The organism is Streptomyces sp. NPDC101152 (assembly GCF_044768275.1).
In the GTDB taxonomy this organism is placed as follows: domain Bacteria; phylum Actinomycetota; class Actinomycetes; order Streptomycetales; family Streptomycetaceae; genus Streptomyces.
Map to the genome: position 1 here is coordinate 20,022 of NZ_JBIWPO010000048.1, position 19,078 is coordinate 39,099.

Annotated in this window: 19 protein-coding genes, 1 pseudogene and 1 riboswitch; of the genes and pseudogenes, 10 read left to right on the top strand and 10 right to left on the bottom strand. The window is 72.7% G+C overall.

Features of this window, described 5'->3' with window-relative positions:
* Positions 1-50 precede the first annotated feature (50 nt).
* Both ACIRVK_RS36910 and ribA read right to left on the bottom strand, forming a co-directional pair.
* Complete coding sequence (locus tag ACIRVK_RS36910) at positions 51-335, bottom strand: DUF2218 domain-containing protein (protein ID WP_404255032.1); 285 nt, start codon at positions 333-335, stop codon at positions 51-53.
* Between the two features lie 33 nt (positions 336-368).
* Positions 369-1,010, bottom strand: coding sequence for a GTP cyclohydrolase II (gene ribA, locus ACIRVK_RS36915; protein ID WP_404255034.1), 642 nt, complete (start codon positions 1,008-1,010; stop codon positions 369-371).
* A gap of 195 nt (positions 1,011-1,205) precedes the next feature.
* Here ribA and ACIRVK_RS36920 point away from each other — a divergent pair, with 195 nt between their 5' ends.
* From ACIRVK_RS36920 to ACIRVK_RS36930, 3 genes are all read left to right on the top strand, one after another.
* On the top strand, positions 1,206-1,916 hold the full coding sequence (locus ACIRVK_RS36920) for a ThuA domain-containing protein (protein ID WP_404255036.1): 711 nt from the start codon (positions 1,206-1,208) through the stop codon (positions 1,914-1,916).
* Positions 1,886-2,995 carry a Gfo/Idh/MocA family protein gene (locus tag ACIRVK_RS36925; protein ID WP_404255038.1) on the top strand — a complete coding sequence of 370 codons (1,110 nt, stop codon included), beginning with the start codon at positions 1,886-1,888 and terminating at the stop codon, positions 2,993-2,995. The genes ACIRVK_RS36920 and ACIRVK_RS36925 overlap by 31 nt, the downstream gene beginning before the upstream one ends.
* Before the next feature lie 238 nt (positions 2,996-3,233).
* A complete protein-coding gene (locus tag ACIRVK_RS36930) occupies positions 3,234-4,340 on the top strand; it encodes an NAD(P)/FAD-dependent oxidoreductase (protein WP_404255040.1) in 1,107 nt (368 codons plus the stop codon).
* Positions 4,341-4,350: 10 nt separating this feature from the next.
* Here ACIRVK_RS36930 and ACIRVK_RS36935 read toward each other — a convergent pair whose 3' ends face one another.
* The 5 genes and pseudogenes from ACIRVK_RS36935 to ACIRVK_RS36955 form a co-directional block, all read right to left on the bottom strand.
* Complete coding sequence (locus ACIRVK_RS36935; RefSeq protein ID WP_404255042.1) at positions 4,351-4,767, bottom strand: VOC family protein; 417 nt, start codon at positions 4,765-4,767, stop codon at positions 4,351-4,353.
* Positions 4,768-4,813: 46 nt separating this feature from the next.
* A complete protein-coding gene (locus ACIRVK_RS36940) occupies positions 4,814-5,665 on the bottom strand; it encodes a helix-turn-helix domain-containing protein (RefSeq protein ID WP_404255044.1) in 852 nt (283 codons plus the stop codon).
* 71 nt (positions 5,666-5,736) lie between these two features.
* A pseudogene (locus ACIRVK_RS36945) lies at positions 5,737-6,567 on the bottom strand (ABC transporter ATP-binding protein); the annotation flags it as partial.
* Between the two features lie 155 nt (positions 6,568-6,722).
* Positions 6,723-6,839 (bottom strand): putative leader peptide, encoded by a 117-nt coding sequence (locus tag ACIRVK_RS36950; RefSeq protein ID WP_404255046.1) that lies wholly within the window; start codon positions 6,837-6,839, stop codon positions 6,723-6,725.
* Positions 6,840-6,871: 32 nt separating this feature from the next.
* Positions 6,872-6,982, bottom strand: a riboswitch (SAM riboswitch).
* Positions 6,983-7,051: 69 nt separating this feature from the next.
* Entirely contained in the window at positions 7,052-9,952 is a 2,901-nt protein-coding gene (locus ACIRVK_RS36955) for a SpoIIE family protein phosphatase (protein WP_404255048.1), read from the bottom strand.
* A gap of 169 nt (positions 9,953-10,121) precedes the next feature.
* On the opposite strand from ACIRVK_RS36955, the gene rutA reads away from it, so the two are divergent.
* Complete coding sequence (gene rutA / locus ACIRVK_RS36960) at positions 10,122-11,207, top strand: pyrimidine utilization protein A (protein ID WP_404255108.1); 1,086 nt, start codon at positions 10,122-10,124, stop codon at positions 11,205-11,207.
* Position 11,208: 1 nt separating this feature from the next.
* Here rutA and ACIRVK_RS36965 read toward each other — a convergent pair whose 3' ends face one another.
* Both ACIRVK_RS36965 and ACIRVK_RS36970 read right to left on the bottom strand, forming a co-directional pair.
* Positions 11,209-12,582 carry a Tat pathway signal sequence domain protein gene (locus ACIRVK_RS36965; RefSeq protein WP_404255050.1) on the bottom strand — a complete coding sequence of 458 codons (1,374 nt, stop codon included), beginning with the start codon at positions 12,580-12,582 and terminating at the stop codon, positions 11,209-11,211.
* A 122-nt stretch (positions 12,583-12,704) separates the two neighbouring features.
* A complete protein-coding gene (locus ACIRVK_RS36970) occupies positions 12,705-13,301 on the bottom strand; it encodes a TetR/AcrR family transcriptional regulator (protein ID WP_404255052.1) in 597 nt (198 codons plus the stop codon).
* A gap of 107 nt (positions 13,302-13,408) precedes the next feature.
* On the opposite strand from ACIRVK_RS36970, the gene ACIRVK_RS36975 reads away from it, so the two are divergent.
* The 3 genes from ACIRVK_RS36975 to ACIRVK_RS36985 are packed head-to-tail and all read left to right on the top strand — an operon-like array spanning position 13,409 to position 15,750.
* On the top strand, positions 13,409-14,299 hold the full coding sequence (locus tag ACIRVK_RS36975; protein WP_404255054.1) for an NAD(P)-dependent oxidoreductase: 891 nt from the start codon (positions 13,409-13,411) through the stop codon (positions 14,297-14,299).
* A gap of 52 nt (positions 14,300-14,351) precedes the next feature.
* Positions 14,352-15,146, top strand: coding sequence for an SGNH/GDSL hydrolase family protein (locus ACIRVK_RS36980; protein ID WP_404255056.1), 795 nt, complete (start codon positions 14,352-14,354; stop codon positions 15,144-15,146).
* A 40-nt stretch (positions 15,147-15,186) separates the two neighbouring features.
* A complete protein-coding gene (locus tag ACIRVK_RS36985) occupies positions 15,187-15,750 on the top strand; it encodes a PadR family transcriptional regulator (protein WP_404255058.1) in 564 nt (187 codons plus the stop codon).
* A gap of 11 nt (positions 15,751-15,761) precedes the next feature.
* Here the strand turns inward: ACIRVK_RS36985 and ACIRVK_RS36990 are convergent, their stop codons facing one another.
* Entirely contained in the window at positions 15,762-16,166 is a 405-nt protein-coding gene (locus tag ACIRVK_RS36990; RefSeq protein ID WP_404255060.1) for an ATP-binding protein, read from the bottom strand.
* A 429-nt stretch (positions 16,167-16,595) separates the two neighbouring features.
* Here ACIRVK_RS36990 and ACIRVK_RS36995 point away from each other — a divergent pair, with 429 nt between their 5' ends.
* The 3 genes from ACIRVK_RS36995 to ACIRVK_RS37005 all read left to right on the top strand — a co-directional run bounded on the left by ACIRVK_RS36995 (position 16,596) and on the right by ACIRVK_RS37005 (position 19,052).
* Positions 16,596-17,924, top strand: a complete 1,329-nt coding sequence (locus tag ACIRVK_RS36995; protein ID WP_404255062.1) for an acyltransferase — start codon at positions 16,596-16,598, stop codon at positions 17,922-17,924.
* 23 nt (positions 17,925-17,947) lie between these two features.
* The gene (locus ACIRVK_RS37000) at positions 17,948-18,454 is read left to right on the top strand and encodes a MarR family winged helix-turn-helix transcriptional regulator (RefSeq protein ID WP_404255064.1); all 507 of its coding nucleotides are present in this window, start codon (positions 17,948-17,950) and stop codon (positions 18,452-18,454) included.
* A gap of 85 nt (positions 18,455-18,539) precedes the next feature.
* Positions 18,540-19,052, top strand: a complete 513-nt coding sequence (locus ACIRVK_RS37005) for an NUDIX hydrolase (protein ID WP_404255066.1) — start codon at positions 18,540-18,542, stop codon at positions 19,050-19,052.
* Positions 19,053-19,078 lie beyond the last annotated feature (26 nt).

Here is a 19,078-nt window from a genome sequence, read left to right on the forward strand (position 1 = left end):
CGGAGGTGAGCGCGCCCCTCACAGCGGGCCGCGTGCCGCCGGACCGGCACTCACTGTTCCCAGACGACGGTCAACTCGTTGCGGCGGCCGAAGCGTTCGAGGTGACCGGCCACCACGTCCCGGACGGCCGCGAGCGAGGAGCTGTCGGACGCGGTCACCCGGATCAGCAGATGGTCCGGCGAGGGCTCGAGCAGGACGTCGGTCTGCTGGAAGGTGAGACGGAAGCCCCCGTCCGAGGTCTCCTCGGCGGGGATCTTCCGGCCGAAGTGCGAGGCGAGTTGCTTGGCGTAGCGCGGGGCGGCGTCGGTGGCGGCGCGCCCCAGGGAGGTGGGCATGGTGGCACTCCGAGGGCAGTGGTGGGGCGGGCGTCAGCCGGCGAGGCCGGCGACCAGGGGCAGGTCGATGGTGTGGTGGGTGTGCCGCACCTTGGCGTTCAGGTAGCGCAGGTTGCTGGGGGTGGAGTGGACGCCGGTGGGGCGGACGAAGCGGACGTCGACCCCCAGGTCCCGCAACTGGCCTGCCTTGTCGGGGTTGTTGGTGAGCAGGTCGAGTTCGCGGATGCCGAGGGCGGCGAGCATCTGGGCGGCGGCGGTGTAGTCCCGGCCGTCCTCGGGCAGGCCGAGCGCGGTGTTCGCCTCGTAGGTGTCCAGGCCGGCGTCCTGCAGGGCGTAGGCGTCGAGCTTGTTGTAGAGGCCGATGCCGCGGCCCTCCTGGCGCAGGTACAGCAGCACGCCGCCGGCCTGGGCGATGCGCTCGACGGCCTCGCGCAGCTGGGGTCCGCAGTCGCACCGGGCGGAGCCGAAGACGTCGCCGGTCAGGCACTCGGAGTGCATCCGCACCAGCGGGGCCGGGGCCGAGCCTGGATCACCGAGGATCAGCGCCACGTGTTCCTTGCCGTCGACCAGGCCGTGGAAGGTGACGGTCTCGGCGGTCACTTCGTAGCCGTCGGCGAAGCGCAGCGGGATGGTGACCCGGGTGCGGACGGAGGCGTCGGGGACGTGGACGGTCATGGCAACTCCCGGGGCGACGACTGTTTCAAATTTGAATCGGATAGGGAGACCTTAGCCGCCGTGCTTCAAATTTTGAACATCTAGGGCTGTGTGGCGTCGATCACGTGGCCGACCCCGACCGCCTTCGGTTCATCCGCTGTTCCGGCTGGGCAGGCCCCCTTGGGTTGAAGCCGGCAAGCGGAGAGGGAGCGGCACGTGGCGCAGAAGAGGGCCCTGGTGGTGCGCGGTGGATGGGAGGGGCACCGTCCGGTCGAGGCGACCGAGCTGTTCATCCCCTTCCTCAAGGACAACGGCTACGCCGTGCGCGTCGAGGAGTCGACCGAGGTGTACGGCGACGCCGGCGAGTTGGGGGCCACCGACCTGATCGTGCAGTGCGTCACCATGTCGGAGATCACCCACGAGCAGCTGGCCGGCCTCGGCGCGGCGGTCGCCGCCGGCACCGGCTTCACCGGCTGGCACGGCGGGATCGCCGACTCCTTCCGCGCCTCCTCCGACTATCTGCACCTGGTCGGCGGGCAGTTCGCGACCCACCCCGGCAAGGAGCCCTGCCTGCGGCGGGGCGGGGCCGAGGACAACTTCCTGCCGCACACCGTGCAGTTCACGGAACTCGGCCGCGAGCACCCAGTCACCGCGGGGCTGGCGGACTTCGAGCTGGAGACCGAGCAGTACTGGGTGCTGCACGACGACCTCATCGACGTCCTGGCCACCACCACTCATCCGGCACGGCCCTGGCAGCCGTGGCACCGCCCGGTGACGTCACCGGCGATCTGGACCCGGCGGTGGGGCGAGGGCCGCATCGTCGTCACCACGCCGGGACACAGTCTCGACGTACTGGAAGACCCGACCGTCCGTACCGTCATCGAGAGGGGAATGCTGTGGGCGACGCGCACCGCATCGGCATCGTAGGGCTCGGGGTCATAGCGGGGGCCTACCTCGGCACGCTCGCGCGCCACCCCGGCGTGGAGATCGCCGCCGTCGCCGACCTCGACGCCGCCCGCGCGGCCGAAGCCGCCCGGCAACTGCCGGGCGCCAAGGCGTTGAGCGTCCCGGACCTGCTCTCGGCCGACGACATCCAGACTGTTCTCAACCTGACCACGCCCGCCGCGCACGCCGAGATCGCCCTCGGCGCGATCGGCCACGGCAAACACGTCTACACCGAGAAGCCGCTGGCCGCGACCTTCGAGGACGGCCAAGCGGTGATCGCCGCCGCGGCGGCGGCCGGTGTCGGCGTGGCGTGTGCGCCGGACACCGTGCTGGGGACCGGCACCCAGACGGCGCGCGCCGCCGTCGACGCCGGACTGATCGGGCGGCCGCTCGCCGCGTCGGCGGTCATGGTCACCCCGGGACACGAGCGCTGGCACCCCCACCCCGACTTCTACTACGCGCCGGGCGGCGGCCCGTTGCTCGACATGGGGCCCTACTACATCTCGGCGCTCGTCCAACTCCTCGGCCCGGTACGGGCGGTGACCGGGGCGGCCGCCAGGCTGCGCGGCGAGCGGGTCATCGGGTCAGGGCCGCGTCAGGGGGAGCGGATCCCGGTGGAGGTGGACAGCCATGTCTCCGGCGTCCTGGAGCACGCGAACGGCGCCCTGTCCACCCTCACCACCAGCTTCGACGGCGTCACCACGACCGCCGCGCCGATCGAGGTCCACGGCGAGCGGGGGACGCTGTCCGTCCCCGACCCCAACCGCTTCGACGGCGAGGTACGGCTCTTCGAGCTGGGCGGTGCCGACTGGCGTACCCTCCCGCCGTCGGCCGGGTACGCCGACGCGGCCCGCGGCGTCGGCCTGCTCGACTTCGTCCGGGCCGACGACCGGCGCCCGCCCCGCGCCGACGGGGACCTCGCCCTGCACGTCCTGGAGACGATGACGGCCCTGCTGCGCTCCTCGGCCGAAGGCAGGCGCATCCCGCTGACGACCACGGTCGAACGCCCCGAACCGGTCCCCCTGACGCCCGCCCGGACGTGGCAGGGGCTCAGCGAATGAACGGCGGTTCAAGGGAGAACTGACACATGCGGCTCGTACTGGACCCTCGACGCCCAACGGCCCTGTCTCGTGCGGTGACTGCGCGTCAACTACTCGCCAACGCTTCACGGGACGCACACACACTTCGCGCATGTGCTTAAAACTTCAAGGGCTAGGCTCGAGGCCACTTCGAGTGGCCCAGGACGCCGGCGCGCCGTGCCGCTCGCCCTTCCCCCCCCACCTGCACAGGAGACGCGGCGTGCACGACGGCGACGTAGTGGTGATCGGCGGTGGTTACGCAGGCGTACGCCTGGCGAAACGGCTGGACGCGACGGCACGGGTGACGCTGGTGGACCGCAAGGAGGTCTTCTTCCACCGGATCGCCTCCCTACGGGCAGGAGTCCGCCCCGAATGGTCGGTGACGCCGTTCATCCCCTACGACCGGCTGCTGCACCACGGCCGGGTGGTCGTCGGCAAGGCGGTCCGCATCGACACGGCCGAGCGGCAGGTGGTGCTCGGCACGGGGGAGCGGCTGCCCTACGACGTGGTGGTGATCGCCACCGGCGCCGACTACCCCGAACCGGCCCGCTTCGTGGGCACCACCGCCGAGGAGGCGGTCAAGGCCTTCGCCGACCACCAGTACAGGGTGGCCGGTGCCGAGCACATCCTGGTCGTCGGCGGCGGACCGTCCGGCGTCGAACTCAGCGCCGAGATACGCCTGGCCCGCCCGGACGCCCGCGTCACGCTCGCCCACTCCGGCTCCCGGCTGCTGCACTCGACGGGCATCGAACGCGTCGGCCGCCGCGCACAGGCCTGGCTCGAGGCACACGACGTGGAGGTGCGCCTCGACGCCTTCATGTCCCCCGGCAACGACTTCGGCACCTACCGGGACGCGCACGGCAACGTCATCACCGCAGACCTCTCCTTCTGGGCGACCGGCACCACCCCCAACACGCTGTGGCTGCGGCTGGGCGGACACGGCGACTGGCTGAACGCGGCCGGGCACATCAAGGTCGACCGGACGCTGCGCGTCGACGGGCGCCTGGACGTGTTCGCGGTCGGCGACGTCAACGACGCCACCGAGCTCAAGATCACCCCGGCCGCACTCGCCCAGGCCGACCTCGCGGCCTGGAACATCCGCACCTACCTCAACAGCTCCGGCCGCCACCGCAAGGAGCCACGCCTGTACCGCCCCCTCCACCGCACTCCGCTGATCGTTCCGTTCGGCTCGGCCGACGGCGTCACGGCCGTGCCCATCCCGGGCGGTGAGACCGCCGTCCTGGGCGGCCGGACCTCGGTGCTGGCCAAGGCGAAGACGCTGATGACGCCGTACATGCGCCGCCAGCTCGGCTACACCGCGACCTGAGCGGTGACTCTCAGCGCGGCCCGCCCCGGTAGGTGCCGAAGTACCAGCGGTTGCCCTCGGGGTCGCGGGCGGCGAAGTCTCGGGAGCCGTAGTCGGTGACGTGGAGGTCGGTGGTGATCTCGGCGCCGGCAGCCTTGGCGCGGGCGTGCACGGCGTCCGGGTCGGCGGTGACCACGTAGGCGCTGAAGGCCCCGGGAGGGGTGGGACCCTCACCGGGTTCCTGGCCCTCGCGCACCGACCCCAGCATCACTCCGCCGCCCTCGGGCCAGCTGAGCTGGGCGTGCTCGACGAGGTCACCGTCGCCGTAGACGACGGTCTCCTCGAAGCCGAAGGCGTCGACGAGGAAGCGGATCAGCGCGCGGGCGTCGCGAGCGCGCAGGGTGGGCCACACCTGCGGGGCGGGCGGCTGCTTGGCGGTGTCGGTCATGACGGCGGGCCTTTCGGTGCTGGGATTCGGCCGTACCCCATCAGCGTCACGCGGGCGGATGGTGCCCGGATTGGATGTTTCGGAACTCCTGCGCCAGCCACGCGCTCGGCGTGCAGGAGGCCAGCGCCGCGAACTCCCGGTCGAGGTGCGACTGGTCCGCGTAACCGCAGTCGGCGGCCAGACCCGCGAGATCGCTCTGGCCGGGAAGCCGGGCCAGACGGCGCCGGGCGAGGTCGAAGCGGACGACCCGGGCGGCCGCCTTCGGGGTGAGGCCGATCTCCGCGCGGAAACGGTTGCGCAGGTGACGGTCGCTGTAGCCGGTCGCGGCGGCGAGTTCGTCCACGCGGATCCGGCCGCCGGTGGACAGCAGCCGCCGCCAGGCCTCCGCGAGGGGTGCGGCGGGCATGTGGCCGTGACCGTGGCCAGTCATCCGGGCCAGCAGCCACTGGTCGAGGACGCGGAAGCGGGCGGGCCAGCCGGATGCCTCGCGCAGCCTGTCGTGCACCTCGCTCACATCGGCGCCGAGGGCGTCGTCGGCGTGGACGTCGATCCCCGCCAGCTCGCCCGCGGGCAGCCCGAGCAGGACGCGGGCGCCGAGCGGATTGATCGCGAGCTGGACGCCCGACTGCCGGCCGGGGACGCGGATGAGGGCGGGCGAGGTGTGCAGCCCGCCCAGCAGGGTCGGGTAGTCGCCGGGGGCGGCTCCCGGATCGGGATGGGCGGCGATGCTCAGCGGCTCGTCCAGGGTCAGGATCAGCGTCAGCCATGGCGAGGGCAGCCCGCGGTGCGTCGCGGCCGGGATGCCGCGCTGCCGGTAGCCGGAGTACCACCCCACCAGTCCCCGCAGGGGCGGCGCCGGCGCCACCCGTACCGCCTCGTCCACGATCTCGGCGCCCATACGGCCATTGTGCCGCGCCGCCCGCCGGCACTCTCGGCGCCGGCGTCAGGGCAGGTCCACTCGGTGCGCCGCGCGTTGGCCAACAGCTGCCGTGTGCAGGCGTGTTGTGGGTCGTCCAGGACGTCCCTGGTCGGACCGGACTCGACGACCTGCCCCTGTGACATGACCACCAGCCGCTGCGCCCGGTCGGCCGCGACCCCCAGATCATGGGTGACCAGCAGGATCGCCGTGCCCAACTCCTCGGTCAGCGACCGGAGATGGTCGAGGATGACCCGCTGCACGGTGACGTCGAGCGCGCTGGTCGGCTCGTCGGCGATGATCACCTCCGGATTCGCGGCGACCGCGATGGCGATCAGGGCGCGCTGCCGCATCCCGCCGGACAGTTCGTGCGGGTACTGCCGGACCCGGGTCGCCGGATCGGGCAGCCCGGCCTGCTCGAGGACCGCGATCGCCTCCGTGGGCGCGGAACGGCGGCTCGCCAGACCGTGGATGCGCGGCACCTCGGCGACCTGCTCCCCGATGCGCTTGACCGGGTTGAGCGACACTGTCGGCTCCTGCGGGACCAGACCGATCCGTGCCCCGCGCACCGTGCGCAGCTCCGCCTCGGTCAGCTCGGTCAGCTCGGTCAGCTCGTGCCGGCCGAAGCGCACCGAGCCCGCGTCGATCCGGCCGTTGGCCGCGAGCAGCCGGGTGATCGCGTGCGCGGTCGTGCTCTTGCCGGACCCCGACTCGCCGACCACCGCGGTCACTTCACCCGGGCACACGTCCAGGTCCACGCCCCGCACGGCCTGCACGCGGCCCCCACGGGTGCCGTACGACACCGTCAGGCCACGGATCTCCAGCAGTGCTGCGGTCACGTCCGCACCGCTTTCCTGTTCGTCGGTCATCGCTGCCGGGCCCATTCGCCGTCCAGCGCCCGGGCACGTGTCAGTAGGGGCCACGGACGTGCGGGCGAACAACGTGCGTTGAAGGAGGGGAAGAAGGGTGCCGGAGGTGACGCCGGTGCGCGAAGGCACTGCCGCCGACGGCGGATGACGTCAGGACGGCGGGAAAAGGGTCAGCGGCTACACAGACAGCCGGCGAACCGCTGCAGATCGATGTGGCGCCGGCGCGAGAACCGGGAGAAGAACACGGCGGCCGCGACGGAGGTGCTCAGGTCGCTGCTCTGTCGCACACCGGCCTGCGTTCTCGGCCCCGGGTCATGGGGCGACGCGCTTGCAGAGTCGGCGACTCTGCCGGGCTTTCACCTGGAGCATCCCACCGCGTCGGGAGGGTTGCCGGTCGGCGAGCCAGGGCTTGACGCTGACACTCGATGCCGGTCACGGCCATACGGAGCCAGACCGCTGTCCGTCAATCACGTCCCTGCCGAGGGTGGGACGGCCGTGCTCAGATCAGGGCCTCCCAGTCCTCGTCGAGCCCGCCCGAGAACATCAACTCCAGTGCGTCGGCGCCTTCTTCCTCGCTGCCGTCGGGCAGCGCCTGCTCGGCCCAGATGCACTTGCCGGTCGGTGTGTAGCGGGCGCCCCACCGCGCGGAGAGCGCCGAGATCAGCTGCAGTCCCCGGCCGCCCTCGTCGGTCTCCGTCGCGCGGCGGATCCGGGGCATCGTCTGGCTGCCGTCGTACACCTCGCACACCAGCCCCGCGCCGTACAGCAGCCGCAACCGGACCGGGCCCCTGGCGTGCCGCACGACGTTGCCGACGAGCTCGCTGGCCAGCAGTTCGGTGGTGGCGGTCAGGCCGTCGAGGTCCCAGGCGGCCAGTTGCTCGCGCACATGCCCGCGGGCCCGGCCGGCCGCCTTCGGGTCCAGGGGCAGCGGCCAGGACGCCACCCGGTCCTCGGCCAGGGCGTGCAGGCGGGCGACGAGGAACGCCGCGTCGTCGGCCGCCTGCTGACCGGTGGGCAGCAGACCGGCCGTCAGCGTGTCGCACAGCCGCTCGAGATCCGCGCCGGTGCCGTCCGCGTGGGCCGTGCCCAGCAACCGTGCCAGCTCCGCCATCCCCTCGTCGATCTCCCGCTTCGCCGACTCGACCAGACCGTCCGTGTACAGCACCAGCAGACTGCCCTCGGGCACCTCCAACTCGGCCGTCTCGAACGGCGGTTCCGCCGCGCCCAGCGGCGGGTCGGCCTCGTGCGCCGGGAAGTGCACGGTGCCGTCGGGGCGGACCAGGGCCGGCGGCGGATGTCCGGCGCGGGCGATCGAACAGACGCGGGTGGTCGCGTCGTAGACCGCGTAGAGGCAGGTGACGTACGAGGTCTCGCCCATGCCGCCCACGATGTCGTTGAGGTGGCCCATGATCTCGTCGGGCGGCAGTTCGAGGTCGGCCAGGGTATGCACGGCGGTGCGCAGCCGGCCCATGGTCGCCGCCTCCGGCAGGCCGTGCCCCATGACGTCGCCGACGACGAGCGCGACCCGCCCCCCGGCCAGCGGGATGAGGTCGTACCAGTCACCGCCCACGTCGGTGCCCGGCCCGGCGGGCAGATAGCGGGCGGCGGCCGTGCACTCCGGCAACTGGGGCAGGGCCTGCGGGAGCAGACTGCGCTGGAGCTCGCGGGACCGGGTGTGCTCGGCGTCATAGAGGCGCGCCCGCTCCAGCGACTGGGCGACCAGGGCGCTGATGGTGGCCAGCAGCCCGCGTTCCTCGTGGGTGAGCAGCCGCGGCCGGTCGAAGGCGACCACGCAGACCCCGAAGGTGTGCCCGGACGCCGTCAGCGGCAGGAACGCCCAGGACTTCTTGCCGCCGGCGGCCGCCAGGCCGACCAACGCGGGGTACCGCGCGGCGAACTCCGACGGCGAGGACACGAACACCGGTGTGCCGGCGGTGATCGCCTCCCACGCCGGGTCGCCGCGCCCCGCCTGGGCGCGGATGTCGAGGGCTTCGGCGAAGTCGTCGGGGTAGCCGACGGCACCGACGTGGTGGATCCCGTCGTCCTCGATGACCTGCACCAGCAGCCCGGCGGCGGAGAACGGCGGCAGCACCCGCCGGGCGACCACCTCCACCACGTCCCGCGAGGTCGTCGCCTTGGCCAGCTCCGCGGTCAACTCCGCGAGCCGGGCGGACCGTTCGGCCGCCGCCCGCTCCGCCGACTGCCGTTCCTCCGCCAGCCGCCGCTTCTCGGTGACGTCCTGGAAGTACAGGGTGCGCCCGTCGGGCCCCGGCACCAGCCGCAGGTGCAGCCGCCGCCCGCAGTCCGGCACGACGACGTCGAAGCCGGCCGGCTTCTCCTCGGCCGCCGCCTCCAGGCAGCCGCTCCTGAGCCCCGGGACGTCCCGCGCGGCCGGCAGGTCCCACAGCAGACGGCCGAACAGCTCCTCCTCGGAGAAGCCCAGAAAACGTTCCGCCTCCAGGTTGGCGAAGGTGATCCGCCACTCGTCGTCCACGGCGATGAAACCGTCGCTCATGTGTCTCAGGGCCCGGCTGAGCGCGTCGCGTGCGGTGCGCGACTCGTTGCTCTCCCAGCCCACCCCGACCATCCGCAGCGGCTCGCCGTTCTCGTCGTACGTGGCCCGGCCGCGTGCCTGGGTCCAGCCCCAGGTGCCGTCCAGCCGCCGTACCCGGTACTCGGCCTCGTAGACGCTGTGGTCGAGGATCGCGCGCTGGGCCGCCGCGAGGGTCGGGGCCAGGTCGTCCGGGTGGACGATCCGCATCCAGTTCTCGATCTTTCCGGTGAAGTCGGCGGGCCGTGTCCCGTACAACTCCAGGGCCGCCTCGTCCCAGATCAGCTCGCCGCCCCGGATGTCCCAGTCCCAGGAGCCGACCTGGACCTCCTTGAGGGCGTGCCGCAGGCGCTCGCCGTTCAGCTCCGGCTGCGCGGGCCCGGACGCCGGCGGAGCCTGGGCCATGCGGTCCTCGGCCCACGCGACGACGTTCCGCAGGAAGTCCCAGTGCTGCGGGGTGGGTTCGCCCCGGTCGCCCGCCAGGACGGTCAGCGCGCCGATGCTGCGTCTGCCGCTGAACACCGGCAGCGCGGCGAGACCCGTTCCGGGCCAGGCCGGTTCGGCCGCGGTGCCCGGGGCGGCGTGCGGTACCCAGACACCCTCGCCCTGCTGGAGGGCGCGGGCCGGGGCCAGCGGCCCCTCCTGGTCGACGATCTCCCAGGAGCGGGTGAGGGCGGGCGGCAGCCCCACCGAAGACACCAGGCGCAAGGCCGACATCGGGCCGCGCAGGTGCATGGTGCCGCCGAGGCCGCTCAGTTCGCCCACCGCCTGACCGAGGGCCAGCCGGAAGACCTCGCTCTCCGTCACACCGGGGGAGACCGTGCCGAGGAGAGCGAGCCGCGCGTTCATGGTGGGAACCTATCGTTCCTGTTACCGGTCGAAACCTGCTTCACAGATTCCGACCGGCGGCATCCCGTCACCGTTCCTTCCCAACAAGCCACCGGCGTCGGCAAGTTGTCGCAATACCGGCCGTGTACCGTGCCCACCCACGGGCAGGCTTTTGATCATGAGGAGCGGCATGGACATCGGTGTCTTCATCCCCATCGGCAACAACGGCTGGCTCATCTCCAAGAGCTCGCCGCAGTACCTGCCGACCTTCGAGCTGAACAAGGCCGTCGTGCAGAAGGCCGAGGAGCACGGCCTCGACTTCGCCCTGTCGATGATCAAACTCAAGGGCTTCGGCGGCGAGACGGAGTTCTGGGACCACTGTCTCGAGTCGTTCACCCTGATGGCCGGCCTTGCGGCGGTGACGGATCGCATCAGGCTCTACGCCTCGACCCCGATCCTCGCCCTGCCGCCGGCCATCGTCGCCCGGATGGCCGTGACGGTCGACTCCATCGCCCCCGGCCGCTTCGGCGTCAACATCGTCACCGGCTGGGCGCCCGGCGAGTACGACCAGATGGGCCTGTGGCCCGGCGACGCCCACTTCGGCAACCGCTACGCACGGGCCGTCGAGTACGTCACCGTCATGAAGGAGCTGTGGCGCGAGGGCGTCAGCAACTTCAAGGGCGAGTTCTACACGATGGACGACTGCGTGCTCTCACCCCGCCCGGCGGACGGGCACATCGACATCGTCGCCGCTGGCCAGAGCGGCACCGGGATCCGGTTCGCCGCCGAGCACGCCGACTACAACTTCATCCTCGGCAGCGGGGTCAACACCCCGCTCGCCTTCGCGGACACCACGGCAGCGCTGGTCGACGCGGCCCGGGACAGCGGCCGTGACGTCGGCGCGCTGTCCCTGTTCATGGTCATCGCGGACGAGACCGACGAGGCCGCGCGGGCCAGGTGGCAGGACTACCACGACCACGCCGACCACGCGGCGCTCGCCTACATGGCGGGGGAGTCGGCCACGGACACCACCGCCGACGACTCCTCCACCGCCCGCACCATCGTGGCTCCCGAAGGCGCCGTCAACTTCAACATGGGCACGCTCGTCGGGTCGTACGAGAGCGTCGCCCGCATGCTGGACGAGATCGCCGAAGTCCCCGGCACCAAGGGCATCATGCTGGTCTTCGACGACTTCCTCGAGGGCATCGAGGACTTCGGTACCCGCATCCGGCCACTGATGCGTTCCCGCTCCGCCCGGACCGTCGCGGCGAACTGAGTCAGGGCCGCAGCGGGTTGGCCCGTGCCACCGCGAGCAGGTACCAGGCGGTGGCGCCGGTGTGCCGGTACGGGTAGTAGCCGAACCCGAAACCCGTGTCGAGCGGACTGCTGGCCGACACGACACCCGACCGCTCGGCCACCGCCGCGGACCCGAGGGTCTGGCCCACGCCGAGCAGATCCTGGGCGCGCTCCAGGGACGCGATCAGCCGCCGGGCGCGCGCCTCGTCACCGGGAGCGCAGCGGTCGCGCAGGGCGAGTGCCAGGTGGGCCGTGCCCTCGAACCACACCCCGTTGCGGTCCGGCTTGGGCTGCCCACTGGCGATCGGCGCGTTCTCGTTCGCCAGCAGGCTCGCCGAGCTGAAGGTGACGCCCTCGTACGACTGCCCGGCCGGCACCGTGCTGCCTGGCCGGTCGGCGGTGTCCAGCACCGCCAGGTGGGTCGCCGCCCAGTCCAGGGAGCGCGTGTGGGCGGGGGAGGGGAGGGCGAGGCGGGTCCAGGTCTGGGTGTCCTCGGGGACGGGCGACCGGTTGACCGTCACGCCGTCGTTGGTACCGGTGTAGAAGAAGCCACCGGACGGCTCCCACATCTTCTCGACGAAGGCCTTCGCCCGGGCTCGCCGCTCCGACCACACGCCGTCCCCCGTGAGCCGGGCGAGCCGCCCGAAGAGGCCCACCAGGTCGGTGTTGTGCTCGGTGGAGCTGAACGGCTGCTTCTCGTTCGCACCGTTCACCCCGAACGTGTAGCCGCCCAGCGGCTGGTCGCTGCGGGCGGTGCGCTCGATCCACTCGCCGATCCGTACGGCCCCGGTCAGGAACCGGCGTTCCCCGGTCCGCCCCGCCAGGGCGCCGAGCGCGATGCCGGCCCAGGCCATGTCGCCCACCGCGGTTCCGGTGAAGCCGAACTGGGTGCCGACGTTGGCCGTCCCGTCCGCGCGCACGAAGCCGTCCGGCTGCGCGGAACCGTCGTAGAAGGTGTAGGGGCCGACGTTGTAGGCCTGGCGCAGTCGTCCGTCGTCGTAGCCGGGGTCGTGGGCCTGGGCGTAGAGGAGGGCGTCGCCGAGGGCCACGGCCCGTCGCCGGCCGTCCGCCGTGCCGGCCGCGAGGCCGGCCAGGATCACCAGGGCGTTGTCGTAGGTGAACGCCGTGCTGAACAGGCCTGCCTGGTCGGTGTAGCTCTGGGCCAGGCGGACGGTGCCGTGGTCCGGGTAGGCGTCCATGGCGGCGGAGAGAAAGGCGAGGGCGCGGCGCGGGGCGGACGACCCGTCCGCCGCCGCCGCGGTGCCGGACTGCGCGGTGAGGACGGCGGCGCCCGCGCCGAGTCCGGCCCCGATGAGCGCACGGCGGCTGATTCCGGGGCCTTGGCTGCCGGTCATGGGTCTCCCTGGGCATGTGACGGAGGCGTCTGAGAGCGCTCTCAGACGCTGCGGGCCCATTCTGCTGTCGGGAGTGAAACCGGTCAACGCCTGAGGTGTGAGGGTCAGCCGAAGAGGGGACGTCAGCCAGTCCTCTGCACCGCGGCGTCGAGCAGCGGGCCCAGCTCCCGGGCGACGGTCGTCAGGGCGCGGGTGTCGCGCTCGGCCCGGGCCATCAGGATCGCCCCCTCCAGGGCGCTGATCATGAGCGTCGCGAGGGCACCGGCCCTCTCCTCGGGCACACCCATCCCGGTCAGGGCCCCGGCCACGGGCCCGGTCCAGGTCGCGAACGCGGCGGCCGCCGCGTCCCGGGTGGAGGCGGTGGACTCGGCCCAGTCGACGGTGGCGGCGGCGACGGGACAGCCGCCCGCGAAGCCGGCGCTCTCGTACTCGTCGGTCCACTGCCTCACCATCTCGGCGAACAGCCCGCTCGGCGTGGGTTCCGGCAGCGCGTCGAGGAACCGGGCGACGCGCCGGCCGGCGTAGCGGCCCGCCCAGCCCACCGCCTCGTTGACCAACTGCTCCTTGCCGCCGGGGAAGTAGTGCTGGAGCGAGCCGCGCGGCGCCCCGGCGTGTACGGCCACCTCACGCATCCCGGTGGCGGCGACCCCGTCGCGCCGGATGAGCTGGGCCGCGCTGAAGACCATCCGCTCTCGCGGCCCGTGTTCGGACTCCGGCATCCCCGACCTCCCTCGGTCTCTCCGCGTCCACCCTATGACCGTCGTCATAGCGGCGACTACTATGACCGCTGTCATAATCGGTCGCGGCTCGGAAGCGGTGGTGCGTCGTGGACTACGTGGGTTTCGTCGGCCTGGGGGTGATGGGCCGCCCCATGGCGCTCAACCTCGCCCGCGCCGGAACGCCCCTCCTCGTATGGAACCGCACCTCGGAGCGCTGCGAGCGCCTGCGGGCCGCAGGGGCCGAGATCGCGGCGGACCCCGGCGAGGTCTTCGTCCGGGCCGGCGTCGTGTTCCTCATGCTCGCCGACGAGGACGCCACGAACGCCGTCCTCGGCCGCGGCACACCCGCCTTCACGGCGCGGGTCGCAGGCCGCACCCTCGTCCACATGGGCACGACTTCGCCGGAGTACTCGGTGGGCCTGCAGGACGACGTACGGGCCGCGGGCGGGCGTTATGCCGAGGCGCCGGTGTCCGGCTCCCGGGTCCCGGCGGAACAGGGGCAGTTGGTGGCGATGCTGGCCGGTGAGGACGACGTCGTGGCGGACGTGCGGCCGCTGCTCGGGCCCCTGTGTCGCGAGACGTTCGACTGCGGTCCCGTACCGGCCGCCCTGCTGACGAAGCTGTCGGTGAACCTGTTCCTGATCACCTTGGTGACCGGTTTGACCGAGGCGTTCCACTTCGCCGACCGGCACGGCCTCGACCGGCGCCTGTTCCTCGACGTCCTGGACGCCGGCCCGATGGCCAGTGCCGTCTCCCGGATGAAGTCACCCAAGCTGCTGGCCCGTGACTTCGACGTCCAGGCCGGTGCCGCCGACGTGCTGAAGAACAACCGTCTGATCGCCCGGGCCGCCCGCGAGGCCGGCCTCGCCTCGCCCCTCCTCGACGTCTGCCACGCCCTCTTCGAGGAGACCGTGGCCCAGGGGTACGGCGACGAGGACATGGTGGCCGTGCTGCGGGCCCTGGAATCCCGTACCGACGGGGCTCGCGGAACGCTATAGTCAACAATGCGAATAAGTGACTAATGGCATACCTGGGTGGGGGAGGTCTTCCATGACCGACGGTCGGTACCGGCGGTACGTCGCCCTCGGCGACAGTCAGACCGAGGGCCTGGGCGACGGCGACGAGGCGCTCGGGCTGCGCGGCTGGGCGGACCGGCTGGCCGAGCACATCGCCCATGACCAACCCGGCCTGCTCTACGCCAACCTCGCGGTGCGCGGCCGCCTCGCGGGGCAGGTGCGTGCCGAGCAACTGGCACCGGCCCTCGCGCTCGAGCCCGACCTGGCCACTGTCGTCGCCGGCGTCAACGACCTGCTGCGCCCGCGGTTCGACGCGGACGAGGTGGCCGGCCACCTGGAGGCGATGTTCGCCGCGCTCACCGCCCAGGGCGCCCGGGTGGCCACCGTCACCTTCCCCGACATCCGCCGCATCGTCCCGCTGGCCCGGCCGCTCGCCCCTCGGGTCCTCGCCCTCAACGCCCGCATCCGCGAGGCCGCCCGGCGTCACGGCGTCGCGGTGGCCGACTCCTCGAGCCACCCGGCGGTCACCGACCCGCGGCTGTGGAGCGCCGACCGGCTGCACGCCAGTCCACGCGGCCACGCACTCATCGCGGCGGCCGTCGCCCACGCCCTCGCCCTGCCGGGCAGCGACGACAGCTGGACCCGGCCCCTGGCCCCCGGCGCGCCGACCCGCTCGGGCCTGCGGGCCGTCGGCGCCGAACTGAGGTGGGCCGGGACCTTCCTGGGCCCCTGGATCGTCCGCCGGGTGCGCGGCCGCTCCTCCGGCGACGGACGGCAGGCCAAGCGCCCCGCCCTGCTCCCGGTGACCGCGCTCGTCGAGGGCGCCTAGTCATCTCCTTGAGTAATCAACACGGTGATAATTTGGGGCAATGGCGTTGCGCAACGCGGTCATGGCCGCGCTTCTGGAGGGCGAGGCGTCCGGCTACGACCTCGCGAAAGGGTTCGAGGCCTCGGTCGCCAACTTCTGGATGGCCACCCCGCAGCAGCTCTACCGGGAGCTGGAGCGCATGGAGGGCGAAGGTCTCGTCTCGGCGCGGGTCGTGCAGCAGGAGCGCCGACCCAACAAGCGGCTCTTCTCCCTCACCGAGGCCGGCCTCGAGGTCCTGCGCGACTACCTCCTCGACACCCCCGCCAAGCCACTGGCCATCCGGGACGAGCTGATGGTCAAGGTCCAGTGCGTCGACATCGGGGACCTGGGCGCCGTACGGGCCGCGGTCGCCGAGCGCGTCGAGCGGGCCGCCGCCAAGCTCGCCCGGTACGAGCGGCTGCGGGAGCGGCTGCTCGACGGACGCACCGAGGACGAGTACTTCGCGAACGCCGACCGCATCGGTCCCTATCTCACCCTGCTGGGCGGCCTGGCGCTGGAGCGGGCGAACGTCCAGTGGGGCGAGGCCGCGCTGAAACGCCTCGACCAGCGGGCCGCGGCACGCTGACCGGCCTCGTCTCACCCCGGCGTGCCGACCAGGGCCCACACGGTCTTGCCGTGGCGTCCCCGGTCCCGGACTCCCCAGGTCCGGGCCAGTTGGTCCACGAGGTGCAGGCCGCGGCCCCTCTCGTCGTCCGGGCCCGGCCCCTCCCGCAGCACGGGCAGCGCCGGGCTCTCGTCGGACACCGCGATGAAGCAGGAGCCGTCGGCCCGTGCCGTCACCGCTATCTCGAACTCCCGCTCCAGGATGGGGCCGTGGCGGACGACGTTCGCCGCCAGCTCGGAGGCGAGCAGCACGGCGTTCTGCGTGATCGCGTCGTCCCGGCCGTGTCCCCACGTGGCCAGATGCTGCCGCACCCGATGCCGGGCGAAGCCGACGGATGCCGGATGCCGGGGCACCCGGAAGACTTCACGTCTCATCACAAGCGTCCCTCCCCTGACCAACGCCGAAAGCCTCCCCACCGTAGAAGCGCACAGTGACAGATCAACGTCACAGCGCACACGAGGCCCCGCCGGGATCCGGCCAGCAGCGGATCACATATGACGGACGGTGCCCCCGATTCCGCACGGCGGATGGAGAGTCCGCGGCCGACAACTGCCGGGCGGGAAGGGGCAGCTCGGACGGCGTGCCGGACCGGGACGGCACCGCCCTTCGGCGCCGGGCGACCGACGCCGGGACGCGGGGCGGGCAACCGCCGGGCACAGACCCGAACGGGGGCCAGAATGGCCGAGTTCTGATCTCGCACCGGGTCTCGCACCGGGTCTCGCACCGGGTCTCGTACCGGGCACGGGTTGGTTGCGGCCCGGCAATCGCCGCACGGCACCTGCGGGGCCGAGGCAGCATGGCGAGGCATGGGGAGGGACCGGTACGTCGACTTTCTGCGGGCCTGGGCGATCGTCCTGGTGGTGCTCGGCCACTGGTTGATCACGGCACTGCAGCACGGGCCCGACGGTGCGCTCGGCGCGCCGGAGCTGCTGGCCGCCGTCCCCTGGACCCAGTGGCTGACCCTGCTCTTCCAGATCATGCCGCTGTTCTTCCTGGCCGGCGGGCATGCCGCGGGCGGGTCCTGGGAGCGGACGCGGAGCGCCGGTGGTGGCGCCACGGCGTGGGTCGGGCGGCGGGCCGTACGGTTGCTGCTGCCGACCGGCCTCTACAGCGGCCTGGTCCTGTTCGCCGTCGGGATCTGCCACGGCGTCGGCGTGGATCCGGGCACCCTCGCGCTGGTCGGCTGGGCCATGGCGATGCAGTTCTGGTTCCTGCCGGTGTATCTGCTGCTCAGCGCCCTGACACCGGTGCTGCACGCGGCCCACCGGCGATGGGGGCTCGCGGTCCCCGTGGGCATGGCCGTGCTCGCCGTCCTCGCCGACGTGTTCGTGCTCACCGTCCACGCCCCCTACGCCGGCCTGCTCGACTACGTCCTCGTCTGGGGCGTGGCCTACCAGCTGGGCTTCCGCCGGCATGACGGACTGCTCGCCGGTCGCCTGCTGCCGGCCGTGCTGACGGTGGGCGGCGGGCTGTCCTTCGCCGCGCTGGTCGGCCTCGGCCCCTTCCCCGTCAGCCTGATCCTGGTGACCGGACAGACGCCCAGCAACACCAACCCGCCCTCGGCGGCGATGCTGGCCTGGGCCCTGACCCAGGTCGGCGTCTGTCTCCTCGCCGCACCCGCCCTCCAGCGGCTGCTGGCACGCGAGCGGGTGTGGCGGTCGGTGCGTCCCCTCGGCGGCGTCAGCATGACCCTGTACCTGTGGCACATGCTGCCGGTGCTGATCGCCGCGGCCGCCCTCTACCTGACGCGGCTGGCCCCCGAGCCCGCCCTCGGCTCGGCCACCTGGTGGGCCCTGCGTCTGCCCTGGCTGCTCCTGCTCGGCGTCCTGCTCGCCCTCGCCGTACGGGTGCTGCGGCCGCTGGAGCAAGCCCTCGTGGCCTGGTACGAGCGCACCTTCGCGGAGGTCGGGCCGTACCGCCCCTGGCTCCTGTGGCCCGGCCTCGCCGCGGCCGTCCCCGCCCTGATCCGCATCGCCACCGGGGGCTTCGCGCCCGACGGTCGCTTCCCGCTCCTGCCGGCGCTGGGACTCGCCCTGGGTACCGCGCTGGTCCTGCTCCACCGTGCCCCGGCGCGCCGCGCAGGCCGGCGACAGCGGCCCGGCGAGACCGCGGACGCCTTGGAGGAGGCGGCGTGAGGGCGAGTCCGTAAGGTGTGCCCATGTCCACGACGCCACGCTGGCTCAACGCCGAGGAGCGCCGGGCCTGGCTGGCCTACATCGACTTCACCACCCTGCTCGCCGACCACCTGAACCGGCAGTTGCGGCGGGACGCCGGCATGACGCACGCCGACTACAGCCTGCTGGCCCACCTCTCCTCGACGCCCGACGGCATCCTCGGCATGTCCGAACTGGCCCAACGGCTGAAGATCACCCGCAGTCGGCTCACCCACGCGGTGAGCCGACTGCGCGAGGCCGGTCTCGTGGACCGGCGTGAGGACCCCGCCGACGGCCGCGGCCAGCTCGCCGTCCTCACCGACGAGGGCCGGGCCCTGCTGGAGAGGGCCGCTCCCGGCCACGTCGAGGCCGTACGCCGCGCGGTGTTCGACGTACTCACACCGGAGCAGGTACGGCAGTTCGCGGAGATCGGCGAGGCGATCAGCGACGCCCTGCACCGCGCCGAGAACACTGGTGCCGACTCGGCGGCGCTGCCGTGGCGCCGCCGCTGATGTTCCTGGTCGCCGCGCGGGCGGTAGCCGAGTTCGTCGGAGCGGCCCAGCCGCGATGTCAGTGGCGCGCCGTAGGCTCCGCCGAATGACCCGTCACCGTGTCGAAGCCCGCACCCTGCAAGCCGCGATCATGGACGCCCGGCAGGCCCTGACCGTCTACGACAACGCCCTCGAGTGGCTGCTGCGCCCCGACGCGGCGCTGAGCGGCCCGCTGGCCGCGGAGGTGTGGGCGTTCGACGACACGCTGACGCAGGTGCTGCTGGTGCGGCACCGCTGGCGGGGCTGGGTGGCGCCGGGCGGCAAGGTGGACCCCGGTGAGACTCCGCGGGAGGCGGCCCGGCGGGAGTTGTTCGAGGAGACCGGGGTGCGGGCGGAACTGTGGCCGGTGCCGGTGGCCGTCACCGTGCGTTCCTACCGGTCGGGCTGGCCGGCGGCCGCGGGCGTGACGTTCGCCGGGGTTGTCGAGCGGGCGGTCGAGTTGGCCCCCGAGCAGGGCCAGAGCGCGGCCTGGATGCCGTTGGACGAGCACTGGCAGGGGTGGTTCGCCGAGGACCGGCTGCGGATGCTGCGACATGTGGAGGAGGTACTGAGGGGCTGAAGGGGTTTGTCCGCCCCGGTGCGGGC